This is a genomic window from Bacillus sp. ISL-51, assembly GCF_018613535.1.
GTDB lineage: Bacteria > Bacillota > Bacilli > Bacillales > Bacillaceae > Bacillus.
Window position 1 is genome coordinate 24,353 of sequence record NZ_JAGGQB010000006.1, and the last position, 18,022, is coordinate 42,374.

18 protein-coding genes and 1 other annotated feature are annotated in these 18,022 nt (G+C 46.4%); of the genes, 12 read left to right on the forward strand and 6 right to left on the reverse strand.

The window, feature by feature from the left end; genetic code table 11:
- Nucleotides 1–60 precede the first annotated feature (60 nt).
- The 9 genes from J7E26_RS08785 (at nt 61) to motS (ending at nt 9,749) form a co-directional block, all read left to right on the forward strand.
- Complete coding sequence (locus J7E26_RS08785; protein WP_214803956.1) at nt 61–2,670, forward strand: DNA translocase FtsK; 2,610 nt, start codon at nt 61–63, stop codon at nt 2,668–2,670.
- A 241-nt stretch (nt 2,671–2,911) separates the two neighbouring features.
- Nucleotides 2,912–4,210 (forward strand): UDP-N-acetylmuramate--L-alanine ligase, encoded by a 1,299-nt coding sequence (murC, locus tag J7E26_RS08790; RefSeq protein WP_214803957.1) that lies wholly within the window; start codon nt 2,912–2,914, stop codon nt 4,208–4,210.
- A gap of 155 nt (nt 4,211–4,365) precedes the next feature.
- Nucleotides 4,366–4,788, forward strand: a complete 423-nt coding sequence (locus J7E26_RS08795) for a DUF948 domain-containing protein (protein WP_214803958.1) — start codon at nt 4,366–4,368, stop codon at nt 4,786–4,788.
- Nucleotides 4,789–4,820: 32 nt separating this feature from the next.
- Complete coding sequence (locus tag J7E26_RS08800; RefSeq protein ID WP_214803959.1) at nt 4,821–5,234, forward strand: YtxH domain-containing protein; 414 nt, start codon at nt 4,821–4,823, stop codon at nt 5,232–5,234.
- A gap of 24 nt (nt 5,235–5,258) precedes the next feature.
- Nucleotides 5,259–5,585, forward strand: a complete 327-nt coding sequence (gene ytxJ / locus J7E26_RS08805) for a bacillithiol system redox-active protein YtxJ (protein ID WP_214803960.1) — start codon at nt 5,259–5,261, stop codon at nt 5,583–5,585.
- A gap of 235 nt (nt 5,586–5,820) precedes the next feature.
- Nucleotides 5,821–6,897: a bifunctional 3-deoxy-7-phosphoheptulonate synthase/chorismate mutase gene (locus J7E26_RS08810; RefSeq protein WP_214803961.1), complete on the forward strand. Its 1,077-nt coding sequence runs from the start codon at nt 5,821–5,823 to the stop codon at nt 6,895–6,897.
- A gap of 279 nt (nt 6,898–7,176) precedes the next feature.
- On the forward strand, nt 7,177–8,181 hold the full coding sequence (ccpA, locus tag J7E26_RS08815; RefSeq protein ID WP_214803962.1) for a catabolite control protein A: 1,005 nt from the start codon (nt 7,177–7,179) through the stop codon (nt 8,179–8,181).
- Between the two features lie 70 nt (nt 8,182–8,251).
- Complete coding sequence (gene motP / locus J7E26_RS08820) at nt 8,252–9,067, forward strand: flagellar motor protein MotP (protein ID WP_214803963.1); 816 nt, start codon at nt 8,252–8,254, stop codon at nt 9,065–9,067.
- On the forward strand, nt 9,057–9,749 hold the full coding sequence (gene motS / locus J7E26_RS08825) for a flagellar motor protein MotS (protein WP_214803964.1): 693 nt from the start codon (nt 9,057–9,059) through the stop codon (nt 9,747–9,749). Before motP ends, motS begins: the two co-directional genes overlap by 11 nt.
- Before the next feature lie 13 nt (nt 9,750–9,762).
- Here motS and J7E26_RS08830 read toward each other — a convergent pair whose 3' ends face one another.
- Genes J7E26_RS08830 through J7E26_RS08840 form a run of 3 tightly spaced genes read right to left on the reverse strand, consistent with a single transcriptional unit; the run spans nt 9,763 to nt 12,229 of the window.
- Nucleotides 9,763–10,929 (reverse strand): acetoin utilization protein AcuC, encoded by a 1,167-nt coding sequence (locus tag J7E26_RS08830; RefSeq protein WP_214803965.1) that lies wholly within the window; start codon nt 10,927–10,929, stop codon nt 9,763–9,765.
- A complete protein-coding gene (locus tag J7E26_RS08835) occupies nt 10,926–11,570 on the reverse strand; it encodes an acetoin utilization AcuB family protein (RefSeq protein WP_214803966.1) in 645 nt (214 codons plus the stop codon). Before J7E26_RS08835 ends, J7E26_RS08830 begins: the two co-directional genes overlap by 4 nt.
- Nucleotides 11,571–11,596: 26 nt before the next feature.
- A complete protein-coding gene (locus tag J7E26_RS08840) occupies nt 11,597–12,229 on the reverse strand; it encodes a GNAT family N-acetyltransferase (protein ID WP_214803967.1) in 633 nt (210 codons plus the stop codon).
- Between the two features lie 159 nt (nt 12,230–12,388).
- Here J7E26_RS08840 and acsA point away from each other — a divergent pair, with 159 nt between their 5' ends.
- The 3 genes from acsA to sr7p all read left to right on the forward strand — a co-directional run bounded on the left by acsA (nt 12,389) and on the right by sr7p (nt 15,949).
- Nucleotides 12,389–14,107: an acetate--CoA ligase gene (acsA, locus tag J7E26_RS08845; protein ID WP_214803968.1), complete on the forward strand. Its 1,719-nt coding sequence runs from the start codon at nt 12,389–12,391 to the stop codon at nt 14,105–14,107.
- Nucleotides 14,108–14,158: 51 nt separating this feature from the next.
- Nucleotides 14,159–14,391 (forward strand) — a binding site (T-box leader).
- Nucleotides 14,392–14,440: 49 nt separating this feature from the next.
- Nucleotides 14,441–15,706, forward strand: a complete 1,266-nt coding sequence (gene tyrS / locus J7E26_RS08850; protein ID WP_214803969.1) for a tyrosine--tRNA ligase — start codon at nt 14,441–14,443, stop codon at nt 15,704–15,706.
- Between the two features lie 117 nt (nt 15,707–15,823).
- Nucleotides 15,824–15,949 carry a small protein SR7P gene (gene sr7p, locus J7E26_RS18455; RefSeq protein ID WP_285289001.1) on the forward strand — a complete coding sequence of 42 codons (126 nt, stop codon included), beginning with the start codon at nt 15,824–15,826 and terminating at the stop codon, nt 15,947–15,949.
- 67 nt (nt 15,950–16,016) lie between these two features.
- Here the strand turns inward: sr7p and J7E26_RS08855 are convergent, their stop codons facing one another.
- The 3 genes from J7E26_RS08855 to J7E26_RS08865 form a co-directional block, all read right to left on the reverse strand.
- Nucleotides 16,017–16,340, reverse strand: a complete 324-nt coding sequence (locus J7E26_RS08855) for an AzlD domain-containing protein (protein WP_214803970.1) — start codon at nt 16,338–16,340, stop codon at nt 16,017–16,019.
- A complete protein-coding gene (locus tag J7E26_RS08860; protein ID WP_214803971.1) occupies nt 16,337–17,068 on the reverse strand; it encodes an AzlC family ABC transporter permease in 732 nt (243 codons plus the stop codon). Before J7E26_RS08860 ends, J7E26_RS08855 begins: the two co-directional genes overlap by 4 nt.
- Nucleotides 17,069–17,141: 73 nt before the next feature.
- On the reverse strand, nt 17,142–17,948 hold the full coding sequence (locus J7E26_RS08865; RefSeq protein ID WP_214803972.1) for a TrmB family transcriptional regulator: 807 nt from the start codon (nt 17,946–17,948) through the stop codon (nt 17,142–17,144).
- Nucleotides 17,949–18,022: the final 74 nt, after the last annotated feature.

Below are 18,022 nucleotides of genomic sequence, written 5' to 3' on the forward strand. Positions count from 1 at the left end.
GCAATGGTATACTAAATATCGTCCCAGAATAATATAAAGGGAGTTAGAGAGTGATTAAACATGAGTTGGCTGAATAAATTTTTTGACTTATTTTTAGGTGAAAAAGAAGAACATGAACGGGAAGCAGACACGCATGTTCAAGTCCAGAAACAGCAGACACCGGATCAGCCAGAAGGCAAAATAACGCGCATGGAAGATCCTAAAATATATTATGAATATCCGAAAGGGAATTTTCGCTTTCCTGTCGTTCCTGACGGATACAAACGCACAGAACAAAGACAGACGGAGAGGCAGGAACGCCGCCGTGCCCCGTCCGGCGGTTATACCGCGCGGAAGGAGCAAACAGAACAGAAAGAGCATACATACAAAGAGCCTGAGGCGGTGAAAAAGCCTTTTAAACCGACATCCATCCCTTCACCGGTCCACGGCTTTCAATCGCAGCACAGCAAAAAAAAGGCCGCCAAGCCCGTGAAACAAAATGAAGAAAGCGTAACATTGCTGTCAGAGGAAATCAAAAAAGAACAAGCTGTTCCGCCAAAGGCCCGGCCTGAACCGGAAAAAGAGCCAGGCTTTGCTCAGCACGGCATAACAGAACATGATGAACAAGAGGCTGAAAAGATCCCGGCGGCTCCAAAAGAGCAGGTCTATGAGGAGTCGGAACCGCAGCTGGCATACAGTAAAGAATCTCAGCTTGAAGAACAGCAGGAAGAATATATTCAGCACGGGCCCGAAACAAGCCTGCCTGCTGAAAATGCAGAAGAACCAGTGCGTGAGGAGTCAGAATTGCACTCTGTATACAGTTGCGAAGCTGAGCCTGCGGAAGAGGAACAGCAGGAAGAATATATTCAGCAAGAGCCTGAAGCAGCCTTGCCTGCTGGAATCGCAGAAGATTCAGTGCATGAGGAGCCAGAACCGCAGCCTGCATACCGTAAGGAAGCTCAGCCATATGAGCGAAAACAGCCGCAAACAGACCGGCACGAAAATGAAGAAATACTCGCTGTTGAAAACAGAAAAGAATCAGAACCGCAGCCTGCATACAGCGAAACAGCTCAGCCTGCGGAAGAAACTGAAGAACTCCCGGCGGCTCAGTCTGATGATAATGCGGGAAATACAGAGCAGTCTGAATCACCGCACATGCATATGAAAAGGGCATTGCCGAAAGCGCCGGAAAAACAAGAACAGCCGAAAGAGCGGAGCGTTCCGTTTAACGTCATGATGCTGAAAAGCGATAAGCATAAACAGAGCAAGCTTCCTGAAGGCGGCACAAGCTATATATTTCCGAATGTTTCCCTGCTTGACGTGCCGCCCGCGCAAAAACAGGACGACCAATCGTGGATTGAAGAGCAGCGCGAGCTTTTAAATGTAACGCTGAAAAATTTTAATGTGCGCGCCCATGTCGTCCATGTCACACAAGGGCCTTCGGTCACAAGGTTTGAAGTGCATCCTGAGCCCGGTGTGAAAGTAAACAAAATTACAAATTTAGCAGATGATATAAAACTGAGCCTTTCTGCCAAGGACATTCGGATCGAAGCGCCGATTCCAGGGAAAAATACCATCGGGATCGAAGTCCCGAATCGGGTGAGCAAGGTGGTTGATTTACGGCAGATGATCAGAAGCGCCGCTTTCAGGACGAATCCGTCGCCTCTTACAGCCGCGCTCGGCGTTGATATTTCCGGAAATCCGGTCGTCATCGATTTGAAAAAAATGCCGCACGGACTGATTGCAGGTGCGACGGGATCGGGAAAAAGCGTCTGCATCAACACCATTTTGGTGAGCCTGCTTTATAAGGCGGACCCGAGCGATGTTAAAGTGCTTCTCATCGATCCGAAAATGGTGGAGCTTGCGCCTTACAATCAAATTCCGCATTTGATCAGCCCGGTCATCACTGACGCAAAAGCCGCTACAGCCGCTTTAAAATGGGTTGTGGAAGAAATGGAGCGGCGATATGAACTGTTTGCGCATTCAGGTGTAAGGGATATCGGCCGCTTTAACGAGTTATCAGCCGACCATAAGACAGGTGAAAAGCTGCCGTATCTCGTAGTCGTCATTGACGAGCTTGCAGATTTAATGATGGTGGCGCCAAACGATGTAGAAGAAAGCATCGCCAGAATCGCGCAAAAAGCGCGAGCCTGCGGAATTCATCTTTTGGTCGCCACACAGCGCCCGTCGGTGGACGTCATTACAGGTATGATTAAGGCGAATATACCGACGCGGATCGCGTTCTCCGTATCAAGCCAGGTTGATTCCAGAACTATTATCGACATGGCCGGTGCGGAAAAGCTGCTCGGAAAAGGGGACATGCTCTTTTGGGAAAACGGCACGGGAAAACCGGTCCGCCTGCAGGGTAACTTTGTGTCCGACAGAGAAATCGACCGCGTCGTTTCCCATGTCAGACAGCAGCTGCCGCCTTCTTATTTATTCGAACAGGAAGAGCTGATCAGACAAGGGACTGCCTTAAAGGAAGAGGACGAGCTGTTTCCGGAAGCCTGCGAATTCGTCGTGGAACAAAACAGCGCGAGCACTTCAAGCCTGCAGAGAAGGTTCCGAATCGGATATAACCGCGCTGCAAGGCTGATTGACATGATGGAAGCGGAAGGCATGATATCAGAAGCGAAGGGCAGCAAGCCTCGTGAAGTGCTGATTACGGCCGCTGACATTTCGCAGGAATAATAATATCGTTCATTTTTCTCACAAACATGGTATGATAATGGATGGATCATTCAAACTGCAGCGCTGTTATGCGGTGAAAATCATGCGGCAGGTTTAATCAAAAAGAAAGTTACAGATACTGACGATAACGTAAAAATAAATGAAAGATACCGCTGGGCGGGCTTTTTGCCCCGCAGCGGTCGCAAATTGAAATGAACGTCATATACTGGGGAACAGATAGACGTTTGTTGGAGGTACGATTATGACTGTTTATCATTTTGTTGGAATAAAAGGGACAGGTATGAGCCCGCTCGCTCAAATCCTTCACGATACAGGGTATCAGGTGCAGGGGTCTGATATAGAAAAGCAGATTTTTACCCAAGCTGCCCTTGAAAAAAGAAATATCCCAATCTATCCGTTCAGCGCCGACAACATCAAGCCCGGCTTGACGGTAATTGCCGGAAACGCGTTCCCGGATTCTCATCCGGAAATTGCAAAGGCGCTAGCTGAAGGAATTCCTGTAATCAGATATCATAAATTTTTAGGCGATTATATGAAAAAATATACAAGTGTCGCTGTAACGGGCGCGCACGGAAAAACGTCAACGACGGGTCTTTTGGCTCATGTGATGCAAAATGCGAAGCCGACTTCATTTTTAATCGGCGACGGAACGGGCAAAGGAAATGAAAACAGCGAGTACTTTGTGTTTGAAGCGTGTGAATACCGCCGCCATTTCTTAAGCTATCAGCCTGACTATGCGATCATGACCAATATTGATTTTGACCACCCTGATTATTTCGCCAACATTGACGATGTGTTTGATGCTTTCCAAAACATGGCTCTTCAAGTCAACAAAGGCATCATTGCTTGCGGTGACGATGAGTATTTGCCGAAAATTCACGCGAATGTGCCTGTCGTGTATTACGGAACGGGTGAAGAAAACGATTTTCAGGCGAGAAACATCGTGAAAAATACGGAAGGGACGACTTTTGACGTCTTTGTCCGCAATACGTTTTACGACACTTTTTATATACCGGCATACGGCCACCACAATGTCCTCAATTCTTTAGCGGTCATTGCGCTTTGCCATTATGAAGAGATTGACGTGAACATGATTAAGCTCGGCCTTGAAACATTCGGCGGCGTCAAACGCAGATTCAATGAAAAAGTGATCGGCAACCAGGTGCTGATAGACGATTACGCCCACCATCCGACAGAAATTAAAGTCACCATTGAGGCGGCGCGGCAAAAATATCCGGAGCGTGAAATTATCGCCGTATTCCAGCCGCACACTTTTACACGGACGCAGTCCTTCCTTGATGAGTTTGCAGAAAGCTTAAGCGCCGCAGATCGTGTGTATCTGTGCGATATTTTCGGTTCTGCCCGTGAAAATGTCGGTAAGCTGACCATCACGGATCTGCAGGAAAAAATAGATAACGCAAAGCTGATTGAAGAAAATGATACAACCGTTTTAAAAGCACATAAGGACGCTGTACTGATCTTTATGGGCGCCGGAGACATTCAAAAATATATGAGGGCCTATGAAAACGTCATAGCGTAACGAAAAAGCAGTGGGTCTCTCACTGCTTTTTTGTGCTGTTCGCAAAGGGATTCAGTGACAAACGGAGAATAATTATATGTACAAGCCCTTTATATATGTTTATGATTTTAACAAATGGGTATATACCATTATATCCTGCAATAAGGAGGTATTAGATGATCATCATTCTTTACTTAAGCGTCGCACTCATCGCAGTGGCATTTCTTATTCTTGTCATTTTTCTGTCGAAAACATTAAAGTCCTTGCAGGTGACCTTAACCAACGTAGCGTCTACTTTGGACGGCCTTGAGGGGCAGATGAAAGGCATCACCGCAGAAACCGCAGAGCTGTTACATAAAACAAATCGTCTCGCGGAGGACATTCAGGAAAAATCAGAGAAATTAAATACGGTTGTCCATGCTGTACAGGGAGTGGGAACTTCCGTTCAGCAGTTCAATACATCCATAAAACAGGCAGCCGGTTCCGTTTCTGCTTCGGTAAGAGAGAATCAGGATAAGATTAATCAGGTTGTCACTTGGAGCCAAGCCGCCATGGAGATTTGGGATAAGTGGAAGCAGAAGAAAAAAACATCGCTTTAACCATAAGAAAAATCCACTAAGGAGGAATCATAATGAGCAAAGATGGAATCAATAGTAAGGATTTTTTAATCGGGACTCTGATCGGGGGAATTGTCGGCGCGACAACAGCTTTGTTTTTGGCGCCTAAATCAGGGAAGGAGCTGCGCGACGATCTCGGCAGCCAGGCCTCAGTGTTAAAAGATAAAACGGACAGAATGACAGCCGATGCGAAAGAAAAAGGCTCTCAGTACGTCAGCATCGCAAAAGATAAGACATCAAATATCACGCAGATTGTTGCAGATCAGTCCGGCCAGATTATGAATAAAGTGAAGGATTTAAAAGACCGTTCAAAGAGCACACTAAATGAGAAAGCCGAAGAGACGAGAAGCGAAATGCAGAGTGCGGCAGACGGCATAAAAGACGAAGCGAAAGACGCTCAAGAAAAGGCCGGCCAAATCAATCGCTGATCTTCAATAAGGAGTGTTACTAACATGACAAAACAGCTGATATCATCAGAGAAAGAATTCAAAAACGCTGCTGAAAAAGAAAACACCCTTGTGTTTTTTAAACACAGTGTAACATGCCCGATCAGCCAAGCCGCGTTTCGCGAATTTGACGCCTTTGCGTCAGAGCATACAGAGGTGCCTTCCTACTACCTTCAGGTACAGGAAAGCCGGCCGCTTTCTGACTGCATCGCTGAAACATACGGCGTGAAACACGAAAGCCCGCAAGTATTCGTCATACAAAACGGAGAAGTGAAGTGGCACGCCTCCCATTCACAAATTACAAAAAATGCAATTGAACAGCATCTTTCTTAATTGTAAGCCGCCAGATAAAACTGGCGGCTTTTTTTTGAAAAAACTATTGAACTTTACAGCCATATCATGTAGGATAGCATTATACATTACTTCAACGCATAAAAGCTTAAAAGCGTTTGGGCGATAAAGTAAAATGTGAAAAAATTTATTATATCATGTTCCTATTTTCGCATAACTGTAGTAAGATGCATGTTAACCATTAAAATAAAACAATTGCACAGAAGGGATGAAAAAGATGAGCAACACGGAGTTAGAGACCCTAAGACAGCAGGCAGACTCACTAAATCTACAAATTCTGAAATTAATCAATGAACGCGGAGCCGTTGTAAAAGAAATCGGTAAAGCGAAAGAAGCGCAGGGTGTCAACCGATTTGATCCTGTCAGAGAGCGCACAATGCTCAATAACATTATCGAAAATAACGACGGCCCGTTTGAAAACTCAACAATTCAGCACATTTTCAAAGAAATTTTCAAAGCCGGACTGGAGCTTCAAGAAGAGGATCACAGCAAAGCGTTGCTCGTCTCCCGGAAGAAAAAAGCAGAAGATACCATTGTGGACATTAAAGGCGAAAAAGTCGGTGACGGCGATCAAAGATTTATCGTCGGACCTTGTGCCGTAGAAAGCTATGAGCAGGTGGCGGAGGTAGCCGCGGCTGCGAAAAAACAAGGCATTAAAATTTTACGCGGAGGCGCGTTTAAACCGCGTACCAGCCCTTACGATTTCCAAGGCCTCGGCGTTGAAGGCCTTCAAATTCTAAAACGCGTAGCTGATGAATATGATCTCGCTGTTATCAGTGAAATCGTTACGCCGGCTCATATAGAGCAAGCCATTGACTACATTGACGTCATTCAGATCGGTGCACGGAACATGCAAAACTTTGAATTGCTGAAAGCTGCTGGTTCCGTCAAAAAGCCGGTTCTGTTAAAACGGGGGCTTGCTGCAACGATTCAAGAATTCATCAATGCGGCTGAATACATCATGGCACAAGGAAACGACCAGATTATCCTTTGTGAACGCGGAATCAGAACGTACGAAACAGCAACGAGAAACACATTAGACATTTCTGCAGTGCCTATTCTGAAACAGGAAACACACTTGCCGGTCTTCGTTGACGTTACGCATTCAACGGGCCGCCGCGACCTCTTGCTGCCGACAGCGAAAGCTGCGCTTGCAATCGGTGCTGACGGCGTTATGGCTGAGGTTCACCCTGATCCTTCCGTTGCGCTTTCCGACTCTGCGCAGCAAATGGATATTCCTGAATTCGAAAAATGGCTGAATGAATTAAAGCCGATGGTGAAAGTAAAAGCATAATACAGTGTTTTAGTTCTTTGTTGGCCGCCTTGTGCGGCCTTTTTTATTTCTTCATTTTATTTAATTATAAAATGAAGTGAACGTTTTCATTGCTGGCAAAAACGTGTATAATTTCATGAGAAGTAATTAAATTTGATGAATAATGAAAAATAATGTACACTACTGACTTACGCTTACAATCATAAACGACAGAATGCGAAATCGTACGACATTTCTTTACATAAAGTGTTTATGCTATAGATAAGGATAAGTGTATCCAGTAAAAGGAGTGGTTTCAGTATGAGCAACATTACGATATACGATGTGGCCAGAGAAGCAAATGTCAGTATGGCAACTGTTTCCCGCGTCGTAAACGGCAACCCGAATGTAAAACCGACAACCAGAAAGAAAGTATTGGAAGCCATTGACCGTCTCGGCTACCGCCCGAATGCAGTGGCGAGAGGTTTGGCAAGCAAAAAAACGACAACGGTCGGCGTTATCATCCCGGATATCTCAAGTATTTTCTATTCAGAACTTGCGCGCGGGATTGAAGACATTGCAACGATGTACAAATACAACATTATTTTAAGCAACTCAGACCAAAACCTTGAGAAGGAGCTGCACCTGTTAAATACGATGCTCGGCAAGCAAGTGGACGGCATCGTGTTTATGGGCGGCAATATTACGGACGAGCATGTAGAGGAATTTAAACGTTCTCCTGTGCCGATCGTGCTTGCGGCTTCAGTGGAAGAGCAGGGCAAAACGCCTTCTGTCGCCATTGATTATGAGCAGGCGATTTATGATGCTGCAAAGCTTTTCATTGAAAAAGGGCATCGTGACATCGCGTTTGTTTCCGGGCCGATGGCAGAGCCGATTAACCGCTCGAAAAAACTTCAGGGCTATAAACGGGCGCTTGAAGAAGCGGGTATTCCGTTTAACGAGCAATTCACAGCCGAAGGCGATTACACCTATGATTCCGGTATGGAAGCACTTCAAAGCTTAATGAGCCTTGATAAAAAACCGACGGCGATTCTTTCTGCGACGGACGAAATGGCGCTTGGCATTATTCATGCGGCTCAAGACCAAGGCCTGTCAATTCCTGACGACCTTGATATTATCGGTTTTGATAATACGAGATTAAGCCTGATGGTCCGCCCACAGCTTTCAACAGTCGTGCAGCCTACGTACGATATCGGCGCCGTGGCCATGAGACTTTTGACAAAGCTGATGAACAAAGAGCCTGTTGAGGAGCATATTGTCGAATTGCCTCACCGCATTGAATTGAGACAATCAACCAAGTCATAAGAAAAACGGAAAAAGCAAGCTTCACTCTAAGGGGTGAATCCTTGCTTTTTTACTTGAGTGAGGAGAAGATATGAAACGTTTTGATTACCTGACACCCGTTGGATTTGTATTAGGAAGCGCCATTGTCGCAATCGGCATTCTTTCAGGCTCGGGAATCACGGGCATTCGCTCTTTCCTGGATCTGACTTCTTTTTTAATTGTAACAGGCGGGCTTTGTGCGGCTGTCTTTATCAGTTTTCCCCCGCGAGATTTAAAGAAAACGCCTTCGGTATTGAAACAGGTGTTTTCCCGCCAGGATGACAATGTCAAAGAACTTGTCAAAGTCTTCGTCGGGCTTTCTGAAAAAGCGCGCAGACAGGGGTTATTATCTCTTGATGAACAGGCGCGTGACCTACAGGACCCTTTCTTAAAAAAGGGGCTTTTGCTTGCGATAGACGGATGGGATGAGGAAACGATCCGCCTTGTGATGGATTCTGAAATCGCTGCAATGGAAGAAAGGCATCGAAAAGGAAGGCGTGTCTTTGAAAAAGCCGGGGATTTTGCGCCTGCATGGGGAATGATCGGAACACTCGTCGGGCTTGTGCTGATGCTTAGAAATTTAAATGATCCGGGCGCGCTCGGACCGAATATGGCGGTTGCGTTATTGACGACGCTGTACGGTGCGCTGCTTGCCAATATGGTTTTTATTCCGATTGCCGCAAAGCTTGAAGAAAAGACGGAAAGCGAGATTTTCATCAAACAGGTGATGATTGAAGGGATTGTCGGCATACAATCCGGAAAAAACCCCCGCAACCTTGAAAGTCAGCTCGTCGTTTTCAGTTCCAGGGAAGATTGGCGCAAAGGACAGCCTGTGAACAAGAAAAAGGGCGCTGTCCATGAAGCTTAGAAAAGAACGGTTTGAACGAAGAAGCAAAACGGAAAAAAGCAATGCATCACCAAAATGGATGGTGACGTTTGCTGATTTGATCACGCTGATTCTGGTGTTCTTTATATTACTTTTTTCCATGTCGCAAATTGACTCAAAAAAATTCAATTCAGCCGTCAAGTCCATTCACAGCAGCGGGAGCAGACAGGATGCTGAATCGGCATCATCACACGCTGCAACCGGCAAAGACGAACAAGATAAGCTGTTACAAAACGTAAATACATACATAAAAACTCATCATCTGCACTCGAAAATGACGGCCAAACGTGATGAGCGCGGGGTGGTTCTCGTGTTACAGGAAGCCGTCCTGTTTCAATCAGGCGAAGCAGAGGTGCTGAAAAATGCGGAGCCTCTTTTGCACCAGATTGCAGTGCTGCTGAAAACGATTCCGAATGCGATACAGGTAGAAGGCCATACGGACAGCCGGCGTATTTCCACCTTTAAGTACCCGTCGAACTGGGAGCTGTCATCTGCGAGAGCCGCGAGCGTCATTCAGTACTTTACCGTAAAAGAGGATTTTCCCGCTAAACGGTTTATTTCCGTCGGATATGCAGATACAAAGCCGGTGAAAGATAACAAAACAGCCGGGCATATGATGGAAAACCGCCGCGTGGAAATTGTCATTAAAAAAACGGCCTCATGAAGAGGTCGTTTTTTTAATTTGTTTTATGCCGGCGCTCAGACCGAATGGCAAAGAGCGCCTTTTCTACGGTTCGTGCGTTTTTCTCGGTGATTTCTTCTTTGCGGGGGATCGGCGGGTATAAATGGCCCGGATCATTCCAAAAAGCGGGCAGAGTGACGGGAGAATGTTTCTGCCATTTATTGATCCACTCCTGCGGTATGCAGTCTCCCGGGTCAATTCCTTTCATCTCAAGCCAGATGCGGCTCCACGCCCTGGGGACGACTCTCCACATATCGTAGCCCCCTCCGCCGACTGCTATCCATCTTCCGCTGCAGTATTTGTGGGCTAACGAATGGGCAAGCCGGGGGATTTCACGATAAATGGAGATGGTATTAGACAGGTGCGTTAACGGATCATAGTAGTGGGCATCCGCTCCGTTTTGGGTGAGGATGATATCCGGCTTAAAGAAGGCCGCAATTTCGGAGGCGGCTGTTTCGTAAGCGTGAAGAAAAGAATCATCCTCAGTAAAGGCGTCCAGCGGAATGTTAAAGGAATAGCCGTAGCCTTGGCCGCTTCCCTTTTCCTGCACCTGCCCCGTTCCGGGAAATAGGTAACGTCCGGTTTCGTGAAAAGAAACGGTGCAGACATCGGAGCTGTCGTAAAACGTAAATTGAACACCGTCACCGTGATGGGCGTCCGTATCAATATAAAGCACCTTTGCTCCATAGTTTTTTTGGATGTATTGAATAGCCACGGCACTGTCATTATAGATGCAAAAGCCCGACGCCTTGCCGCGGAAGCCGTGATGAAGGCCGCCTCCTAAATTGCAGGCATGTCTGGCTTGTCCCGTCATGACATAATCAGCCGCGGTTAAGGTTCCGCCGACCAGAAGCGATGCCGCTTCATGCATACCGGCAAAAACGGGTGTATCCTCTGTGCCCAGCCCGTAGCTTTCTCCTTCTGCAACCGGGAGCTGTCCTGCCCCGGCCAGTTCAACGGCCTGTATGTAATCTTCCGTATGAACGAGAGAAAGCTCTTCTTTTGATGCCATACGGGGAGGAACGATATCTCCGTTTTCAAATGCATGCAGCGATTGAAGCAGGTCGTGTGTCAAAAGCACTCGCTGCTGATTAAACGGGTGTTCCTGATGAAACTGATAAGTTTGATAAGAAGGCGAGTAAATAAAGACACTGTCTCTCATAGCTGATCCCTCAAGTGCTTCGGCCACAAGACGTGATATCCCGCTTCATGAACGGCGCGGACAAAAGGAAGCGGGTTCATTGTCTTAATGCGAAAGACGAGTATATTTGATGCTGGAGCATCATGAGGATAGACGAGCACGCTCAGGATATGAAGCTGAAGATCACGGCACATACAGCTTATGTCAGCAAGGCTCTTTGTGATATCAGTCACCTTGATTTCAACTTGTGACCCCGGCTGCCCCGCGCCTGTCAGCCGGACAAACGTGCGCAGTACATCCGTTTTGGTCAGAATGCCCGAAAGCTTCTGATTCATAACGATTGGCAGACAGCCGATTCCGTGCTCATAAAAGGATGCCGATATTTCTTCAACGAAGTCAAGCGGATGAGCGCAGATGACATCCTCTTCCATAATGGTTTCTACCCTGTTTGTGAGATAAGTGCTCCGATGCTTCTGTTCAAAGATGCCCGGGCTTGCCCGTTTGATATCCCTGTCGGTCACTATACCGATGACATGCCGTTCTTCGTCTGTGACCGGGAGATGGCGGATATGATGCGTTTTCATTTTGTGAATGGCCGTTTCAATGGAATCCGCTTTTGTGACGGTGATGACGTCCCGTTTCATGATTTGTTCTGCAATCATCTTTTTATCCCCTTTGTCTATGTCAGTTAATACATAAAACGCTGATAAAAACGAAGCCTGTCGAACTGTTCAATTGAATCCTGACTGACGTGCTTTCCGATGCGGGCCATCAGACAATTCGCCGGGTGGGAACTGATTTCCGGTTCATCCGTTGCAAACCAGACGAGGCCCCCGGCATTCATCATCTTTTCCATCATTTTTCGGTAGGCCCATACATCTTTATTCATCCCTTTTAAGTCCCAGTGCCAGTAATATTCCGTCGTCATGATGATATACCGTTCCATCTGTTCATCCATCATGCTGACTGTCAGCAGGTTTTTTCCGACGGAACAGCCCCTGAATCCCGGGGCGACCTCGATTGCGCCGAGCTCAAGCAGGTCTTCCATATTCCCTTCAGACCATCTTTCAAGCGGATCAGGGTATAAATATGTCACATAGCCGATTATGGTCTGCCCGTCTCTGGCGATAATAATCCGTCCTTCGGGAAGCCCGGCTATCTCAATTAACGCTTTGTGCTGCTCGTGAGGAAGGCGAAAGGCTGTCAGACCTTCATGAAACTCATATTTTGCTAAGTCCTCTGGAGGAACGGGCCCTTCTATCAAAAGAGAGCCGGCTGCTGTCTGAATGTCTGAAGAATGGTATGTTTTATGATGTTTCACTGATTCACCGCCTGTCAATTCTTAATAAAAACATGTCTCCCTTAAGGATAACAAAATATAAAGCGTTTTCAATAGCGGAACAATTTATATTTTAAAAATTGAGAAAACTGTGAACTTCTACTATAATAAGGTCTATAGTTACGCAAAGGGGGATGTTGCATGAATTTGAAAGCGTTGCCAGCTGAAAAGGGGAATTATCATTTAAAAAATTATGAAGAAACATACCGTCAATTCAATTGGAAAGAAGTCGAAGCGGACTTTTCCTGGCATAAAACAGGGAAGCTGAATGCCGCTTACGAAGCGATTGACCGCCATGCCGAATCATTTCGCAAAAACAAAGTGGCGCTTTATTACCAGGATGCAAAGCGGGAAGAAAAATACACTTTTAAAGAAATGATGGAGGAATCCAACAGAGCCGGAAATGTACTGAAATGGTATGGAAATGTGGAAAAAGGGGATCGCGTTTTTATTTTCATGCCGCGCTCGCCGGAGCTCTATTTTATCATGCTCGGCGCGATTAAAATCGGCGCCATTGCCGGCCCTTTATTTGAAGCGTTTATGGAGGGCGCCGTAAAAGACCGCCTGTTAAACAGCCAGGCAAAAGTGGTCGTGACAACGCCTGAGCTGGCGGAACGGATTCCGGCCGACAGCCTGCCTGACTTGCAGCATATATTCATCGTAGGCGGCTCCGGGACAGCCGGCGATAAGGTCATTCATTATGACGAAGCGGCAAAAAAGGAAAGCACAAAGCTGGAAATTGAGTGGATGGACAGAAGGGACGGCTATTTGCTCCACTATACGTCCGGATCTACCGGAACGCCTAAGGGAGTGCTTCACGTTCATGAAGCCATGATTCAGCAATATCAGACAGGCAAATGGGTGCTTGATCTTAAAGAAGACGACATCTATTGGTGCACCGCAGATCCCGGCTGGGTGACCGGAACTGTGTACGGTATTTTTGCTCCGTGGCTGAACGGAGCGGCGAATGTGATCGTCGGCGGAAGATTCAGCCCGGAAAACTGGTACGGCACGATTGAAAAGCTTGGTGTCAACGTATGGTACAGCGCCCCGACGGCCTTCCGGATGCTCATGGGAGCGGGGGATGAAATGGCGGCCAAATACGACCTTACTTCCCTTCGTCACGTACTGAGTGTCGGTGAGCCGCTGAATCCGGAGGTTATTAAGTGGGGGCATAAAGTATTCGGCAAGCGCATCCATGATACGTGGTGGATGACGGAAACAGGCGGACAGCTGATCTGTAATTATCCTTGTATGGAAATAAAACCGGGCTCAATGGGAAAACCGGTCCCGGGTGTTGAAGCGGCAATCGTCGACAACCAAGGAAACGAGCTCCCGCCGTACCGCATGGGGAATCTCGCCATTAAAAAGGGCTGGCCGTCCATGATGGCTTCCATTTGGAATAATAAGGAAAAGTATGATTCTTATTTCATGCCGGGCGGCTGGTACGTTTCCGGAGATTCAGCGTACATGGATGAAGACGGCTATTTTTGGTTCCAAGGCAGAGTTGATGATGTCATCATGACATCGGGTGAGCGGGTCGGTCCGTTTGAAGTCGAAAGCAAACTTGTGGAACATCCGGCAATCGCCGAAGCAGGTGTCATCGGTAAGCCCGACCCTGTCCGCGGTGAAATCATTAAAGCCTTCATCGCACTCAGAGAAGGACATGAGCCGTCAGATAAGCTGAAAGAGGACATCAGGCTCTTTGTGAAGCAGGGGCTCGCTGCCCATGCCGCGCCGCGGGAAATTGAATTTAAAGATAAGCTGCCGAAAACACGGAGCGGGAAAATCATGCGGCGGGTGCTGAAGGCGTGGGAGCTGAATTTACCCGCAGGCGACTTGTCCACGATGGAAGATTAAAGGCAGTTGACATCATATTTTATTTATGTTAAAAATGAGTAAGTTAAATAGGAAAAGGTTGAGATTGAGACAAGTAGGGTATCCGAATGTTCCAGAGAGCTGATGGCCGGTGAAAATCAGCACATAAGATATGCCGAATACACTCATGAACCGCTTTTGCAAACAAAGCCGCTTAAAGGCTTTCAGTAGTGAAAGAACGGACGCAGTCCGTTATCAAGAAGAGTGATAGAGGCTTATAAAAGCTTTTATTAGTAGGGTGGTACCGCGATTATATCGTCCCTTCGTGTAAACGAAGGGGCGTTTTTTATTTCATAAAAAAAAGGAGCAGACAAAATGACTAACTTATTAGAAGATTTATCTTTCCGCGGCTTAATACAGCAAATGACAGATGAGGAAGGGCTGAACAAACAGCTGAACGAAGAAAAAATCCGTTTATACTCAGGGTTTGATCCGACGGCTGACAGCCTCCATATCGGCCATCTTTTGCCGATTTTGACGCTGCGCCGCTTCCAGCTCGCAGGCCATCATCCGATTGCGCTTGTAGGGGGCGCGACGGGACTGATCGGCGATCCGAGCGGAAAAAAAGCGGAACGCACGTTAAATACTCAGGATATCGTTGTGGAATGGTCGCAAAAAATTAAAAATCAGCTTTCACGATTTTTAGATTTTGATTCAGGGGAAAACCCTGCCGTAATGGCAAATAACTTTGATTGGATCGGAAAAATGAGCATCATTGATTTCCTTCGCGATGTCGGAAAAAACTTCGGAATCAACTACATGCTTGCGAAAGATACCGTCAGCTCAAGAATTGAATCCGGTATTTCTTACACGGAATTCAGCTACATGATTTTGCAGTCTTACGATTTCTTAAATCTGTACAGAGAAAAGAACTGCAAGCTGCAGATCGGCGGCAGTGACCAGTGGGGCAACATCACGGCCGGCCTCGAGCTGATCAGAAAATCGGAAGAAGAAGGGGCGAAAGCATTCGGCCTCACCATTCCGCTCGTCACTAAAGCAGACGGTACGAAATTCGGTAAAACGGAAGGCGGCGCGATCTGGCTTGATAAAGAAAAAACGTCCCCATACGAGTTCTACCAATTCTGGATCAATACAGATGACCGCGATGTCGTTAAATACTTAAAATACTTCACGTTCTTATCAAAAGAGGAAATTGAAGAATACGCTGAAAAAACCGAGACGGCTCCTGAGAAAAGGGAAGCGCAAAAACGCCTTGCGGAAGAAGTAACGGCTCTTGTTCACGGACGTGAAGCATTGGAGCAGGCCGTTCATATCTCTCAAGCGCTGTTCAGCGGCAATATTAAAGAACTGTCAGCTCAAGACGTCAAGGTAGGTTTCAAAGACGTGCCTTCGCTTGAAAAAGACCGCAATGAAGAATCTGCTTTAGTAGACGTGCTCGTAGAATCGAAATTGTCGCCTTCTAAACGGCAAGCCCGCGAAGACATTCAAAACGGAGCCGTTTACATTAATGGCGAGCGCCAAACAGATATCGGCCATATTCTTTCTGCAGAGGACCGCATCGAAGATCAATTTACTGTTCTGCGCCGCGGAAAGAAAAAATACTTCCTGATCACTTACTAAAACGAACAGCAGCCTTGCCGTTTTCCGCGGCAGGCTGTTTTTATGTTTTGTGAATACCGTTTCGGGAAATGAGTACATTACACGGTATAAACAAATATCGGGAAGGAGCGCTGCGCCGTGAATTTCATGTGCACCATCGCTAAAGAAAGATTGCAAAGGGATTATTGGGAAAAGCAGCAAAACAATATGGCCGACACCCCTGCAGATGAACCGGAGCAAAAAGAGGAAGAGACGACGTCATAACCTGTATGTAAGCGTTTAAAGAATAAGCCCCCATTTAACGAAATGGGGGCTTATTGAATATATTCCATCACCATATCAGTCTGACGGCGGCCATAAGCACAACTCCTGTTATCACAGTGACTGATAAGCTTTTGGTCCACATCGCACATAGCAATGTCGGGATAAGAACAATGATTGATTTCCAATCAAAGCCCAAAGCGTGATTTGTTTTCACGATCATGCCTTCGGTTACCAAGGCGGTAAGGATGCAAAGCGGAATAAAAGAAAGCCATTTTAATGCCAGCTCCGGCATTTGGATGTTCCGCACAAATATAAACGGCAGAATGCGCGGCACGATCGTAACAATCATGCAGCCAAGTATAATCCAGATCATTTGCATACTGATGCTCATTTATCCGTCACCACCCCGATAGTTGCGACGATCACGGTTGAGACGATAACAGCGACATGTGACGGAACAACATACGATAATAAGATCATAAAAATCACCATGCAGACAATCAAAGAAAGATTGTGCTTCAGCTTTTCTGATGCGGACGTCTGCATTTGCAGCACCAACAGCGCCGCAAACATGGCAGGCAATGCGAAGTCTAAACCGAGCGCTTCAGGATTGGAGATCCACTGCCCGAGCAGCGCCCCCAGCACGCAAGAGATCACCCAGCACAGATAAGCTGTAAGATTAAGGCCGTTCATCCACTTGTCATAAAGCTTGCCGTTTTTAGCCAGCCTGTTAATCGCCACCCCGAACGATTCGTCTGTGAGTAAAATGCCGAAGCCGATGTTTTTCGTTAAAGAGTACTTCGTAAAATACGGCGCGAGGGTCAGACTCAGTAAAAGATGACGCAAATTGACGATAAACGTCGTTAAAATAATGGCTGAAATCGGGCTCCCGGACACAAGGAGCGAGCAAATAATAAATTGAGCAGCCCCGGCATATACACACAAGGATAATAAAGAGATTTCCAAAATACTAAGGTGAGAGGAAACGCCTACAATGCCGAAAGCAAAGCCGATGCTCATATAGCCGAGCAATGTAGGCACACAATCCTTCACCCCTTGTAAAAAACTATCATCATTGATTTCCTGTGAAACCGTTTTTTGAACTTCCGTGTTAATCATTGTGTAAGCTCCTTTTTTTAGAGATTATAATGATAACTACTAATGAAAAAATCAAAGAAAATACGGTTCACATTTATATGAACCGATTTCCAGTTACTACATGAAATAAGGAATGATTTTGTTTCATCAGCCCTTCTACCTTTTCAGCGCCAACCTCTTTCACAAGCTCCGCAAACATCAGATCGTGCCTCATATATTCCATGGCGACGAGAACGAGGGCGGGATCTTCTGATTTGATGGCCCACGCATTTGTCTGAGGTGAAAAATTAGCGATCAATACTTCTTTATTATCGCGGGCAGCAATTGTTAACCGCCCGCCCATGCGTTTTTCAGCCACTTCAGGAGACATATTATGATGTGTCGTAAGCCCGAGCTTCATCTCCGGAGGACCGAATACAATCGAAAAAACGGGCAATTCTCCTGCGACGCGTTTGTTAATGGCTTCTTGAATAAAAGGAACCTGCTGCTCCCAAACGGACAGCCACAGCTCTTCTTCTGCCTTTTCAATCATATCCTTCATTTCATTAATTACATGGTCATTGGTGCTGATGCGGCGGATGACGTTCATTTCCTGCTCACTTTCAAGCGCCAATAGTTTTTCCTCAAGATAGCCGAAGGAGCTCTCGAAATCGTGCCGCAGCCGGTCAATTAATTCCCTTCCCGCTAACGGAGCGTATGTAACCGGATCAGAAGGCACGATATGGACAGCGCCTTTATCAACCAGCTTTCCTAATACCTCATAAATCATCGAGCGCGGGACGCCAGACCGTTTACTTATCTCATAACCTGTAATAGGTGAATGTTTTAATAAACCGATATATGCCTTGCATTCATATTGAGAAAAACCGAATTTTTGTAATTCTTTCAGTACATCCTCCATAAAAAACCTCCGTAGTGGTTATTCATTAAACCACTATAATGTAAGCGGTTATTTTTGTCAATGGGACCGTGTTA

Coding starts and splice junctions, on each gene's coding strand:
- J7E26_RS08795 (WP_214803958.1), top strand. CDS start 4,366: ATGATCATCATTCTTTACTTAAGCGTCGCACTCATCGCAGTGGCATTT.
- acsA (WP_214803968.1), top strand. CDS start 12,389: ATGAATTTGAAAGCGTTGCCAGCTGAAAAGGGGAATTATCATTTAAAA.
- J7E26_RS08835 (WP_214803966.1), bottom strand. CDS start 11,570: ATGATTGCAGAACAAATCATGAAACGGGACGTCATCACCGTCACAAAA.
- motP (WP_214803963.1), top strand. CDS start 8,252: ATGAAACGTTTTGATTACCTGACACCCGTTGGATTTGTATTAGGAAGC.
- J7E26_RS08785 (WP_214803956.1), top strand. CDS start 61: ATGAGTTGGCTGAATAAATTTTTTGACTTATTTTTAGGTGAAAAAGAA.
- J7E26_RS08865 (WP_214803972.1), bottom strand. CDS start 17,948: ATGGAGGATGTACTGAAAGAATTACAAAAATTCGGTTTTTCTCAATAT.
- motS (WP_214803964.1), top strand. CDS start 9,057: ATGAAGCTTAGAAAAGAACGGTTTGAACGAAGAAGCAAAACGGAAAAA.
- J7E26_RS08855 (WP_214803970.1), bottom strand. CDS start 16,340: ATGAGCATCAGTATGCAAATGATCTGGATTATACTTGGCTGCATGATT.
- J7E26_RS08830 (WP_214803965.1), bottom strand. CDS start 10,929: ATGAGAGACAGTGTCTTTATTTACTCGCCTTCTTATCAAACTTATCAG.
- ytxJ (WP_214803960.1), top strand. CDS start 5,259: ATGACAAAACAGCTGATATCATCAGAGAAAGAATTCAAAAACGCTGCT.
- J7E26_RS08860 (WP_214803971.1), bottom strand. CDS start 17,068: ATGATTAACACGGAAGTTCAAAAAACGGTTTCACAGGAAATCAATGAT.
- tyrS (WP_214803969.1), top strand. CDS start 14,441: ATGACTAACTTATTAGAAGATTTATCTTTCCGCGGCTTAATACAGCAA.
- ccpA (WP_214803962.1), top strand. CDS start 7,177: ATGAGCAACATTACGATATACGATGTGGCCAGAGAAGCAAATGTCAGT.
- murC (WP_214803957.1), top strand. CDS start 2,912: ATGACTGTTTATCATTTTGTTGGAATAAAAGGGACAGGTATGAGCCCG.
- J7E26_RS08800 (WP_214803959.1), top strand. CDS start 4,821: ATGAGCAAAGATGGAATCAATAGTAAGGATTTTTTAATCGGGACTCTG.
- J7E26_RS08810 (WP_214803961.1), top strand. CDS start 5,821: ATGAGCAACACGGAGTTAGAGACCCTAAGACAGCAGGCAGACTCACTA.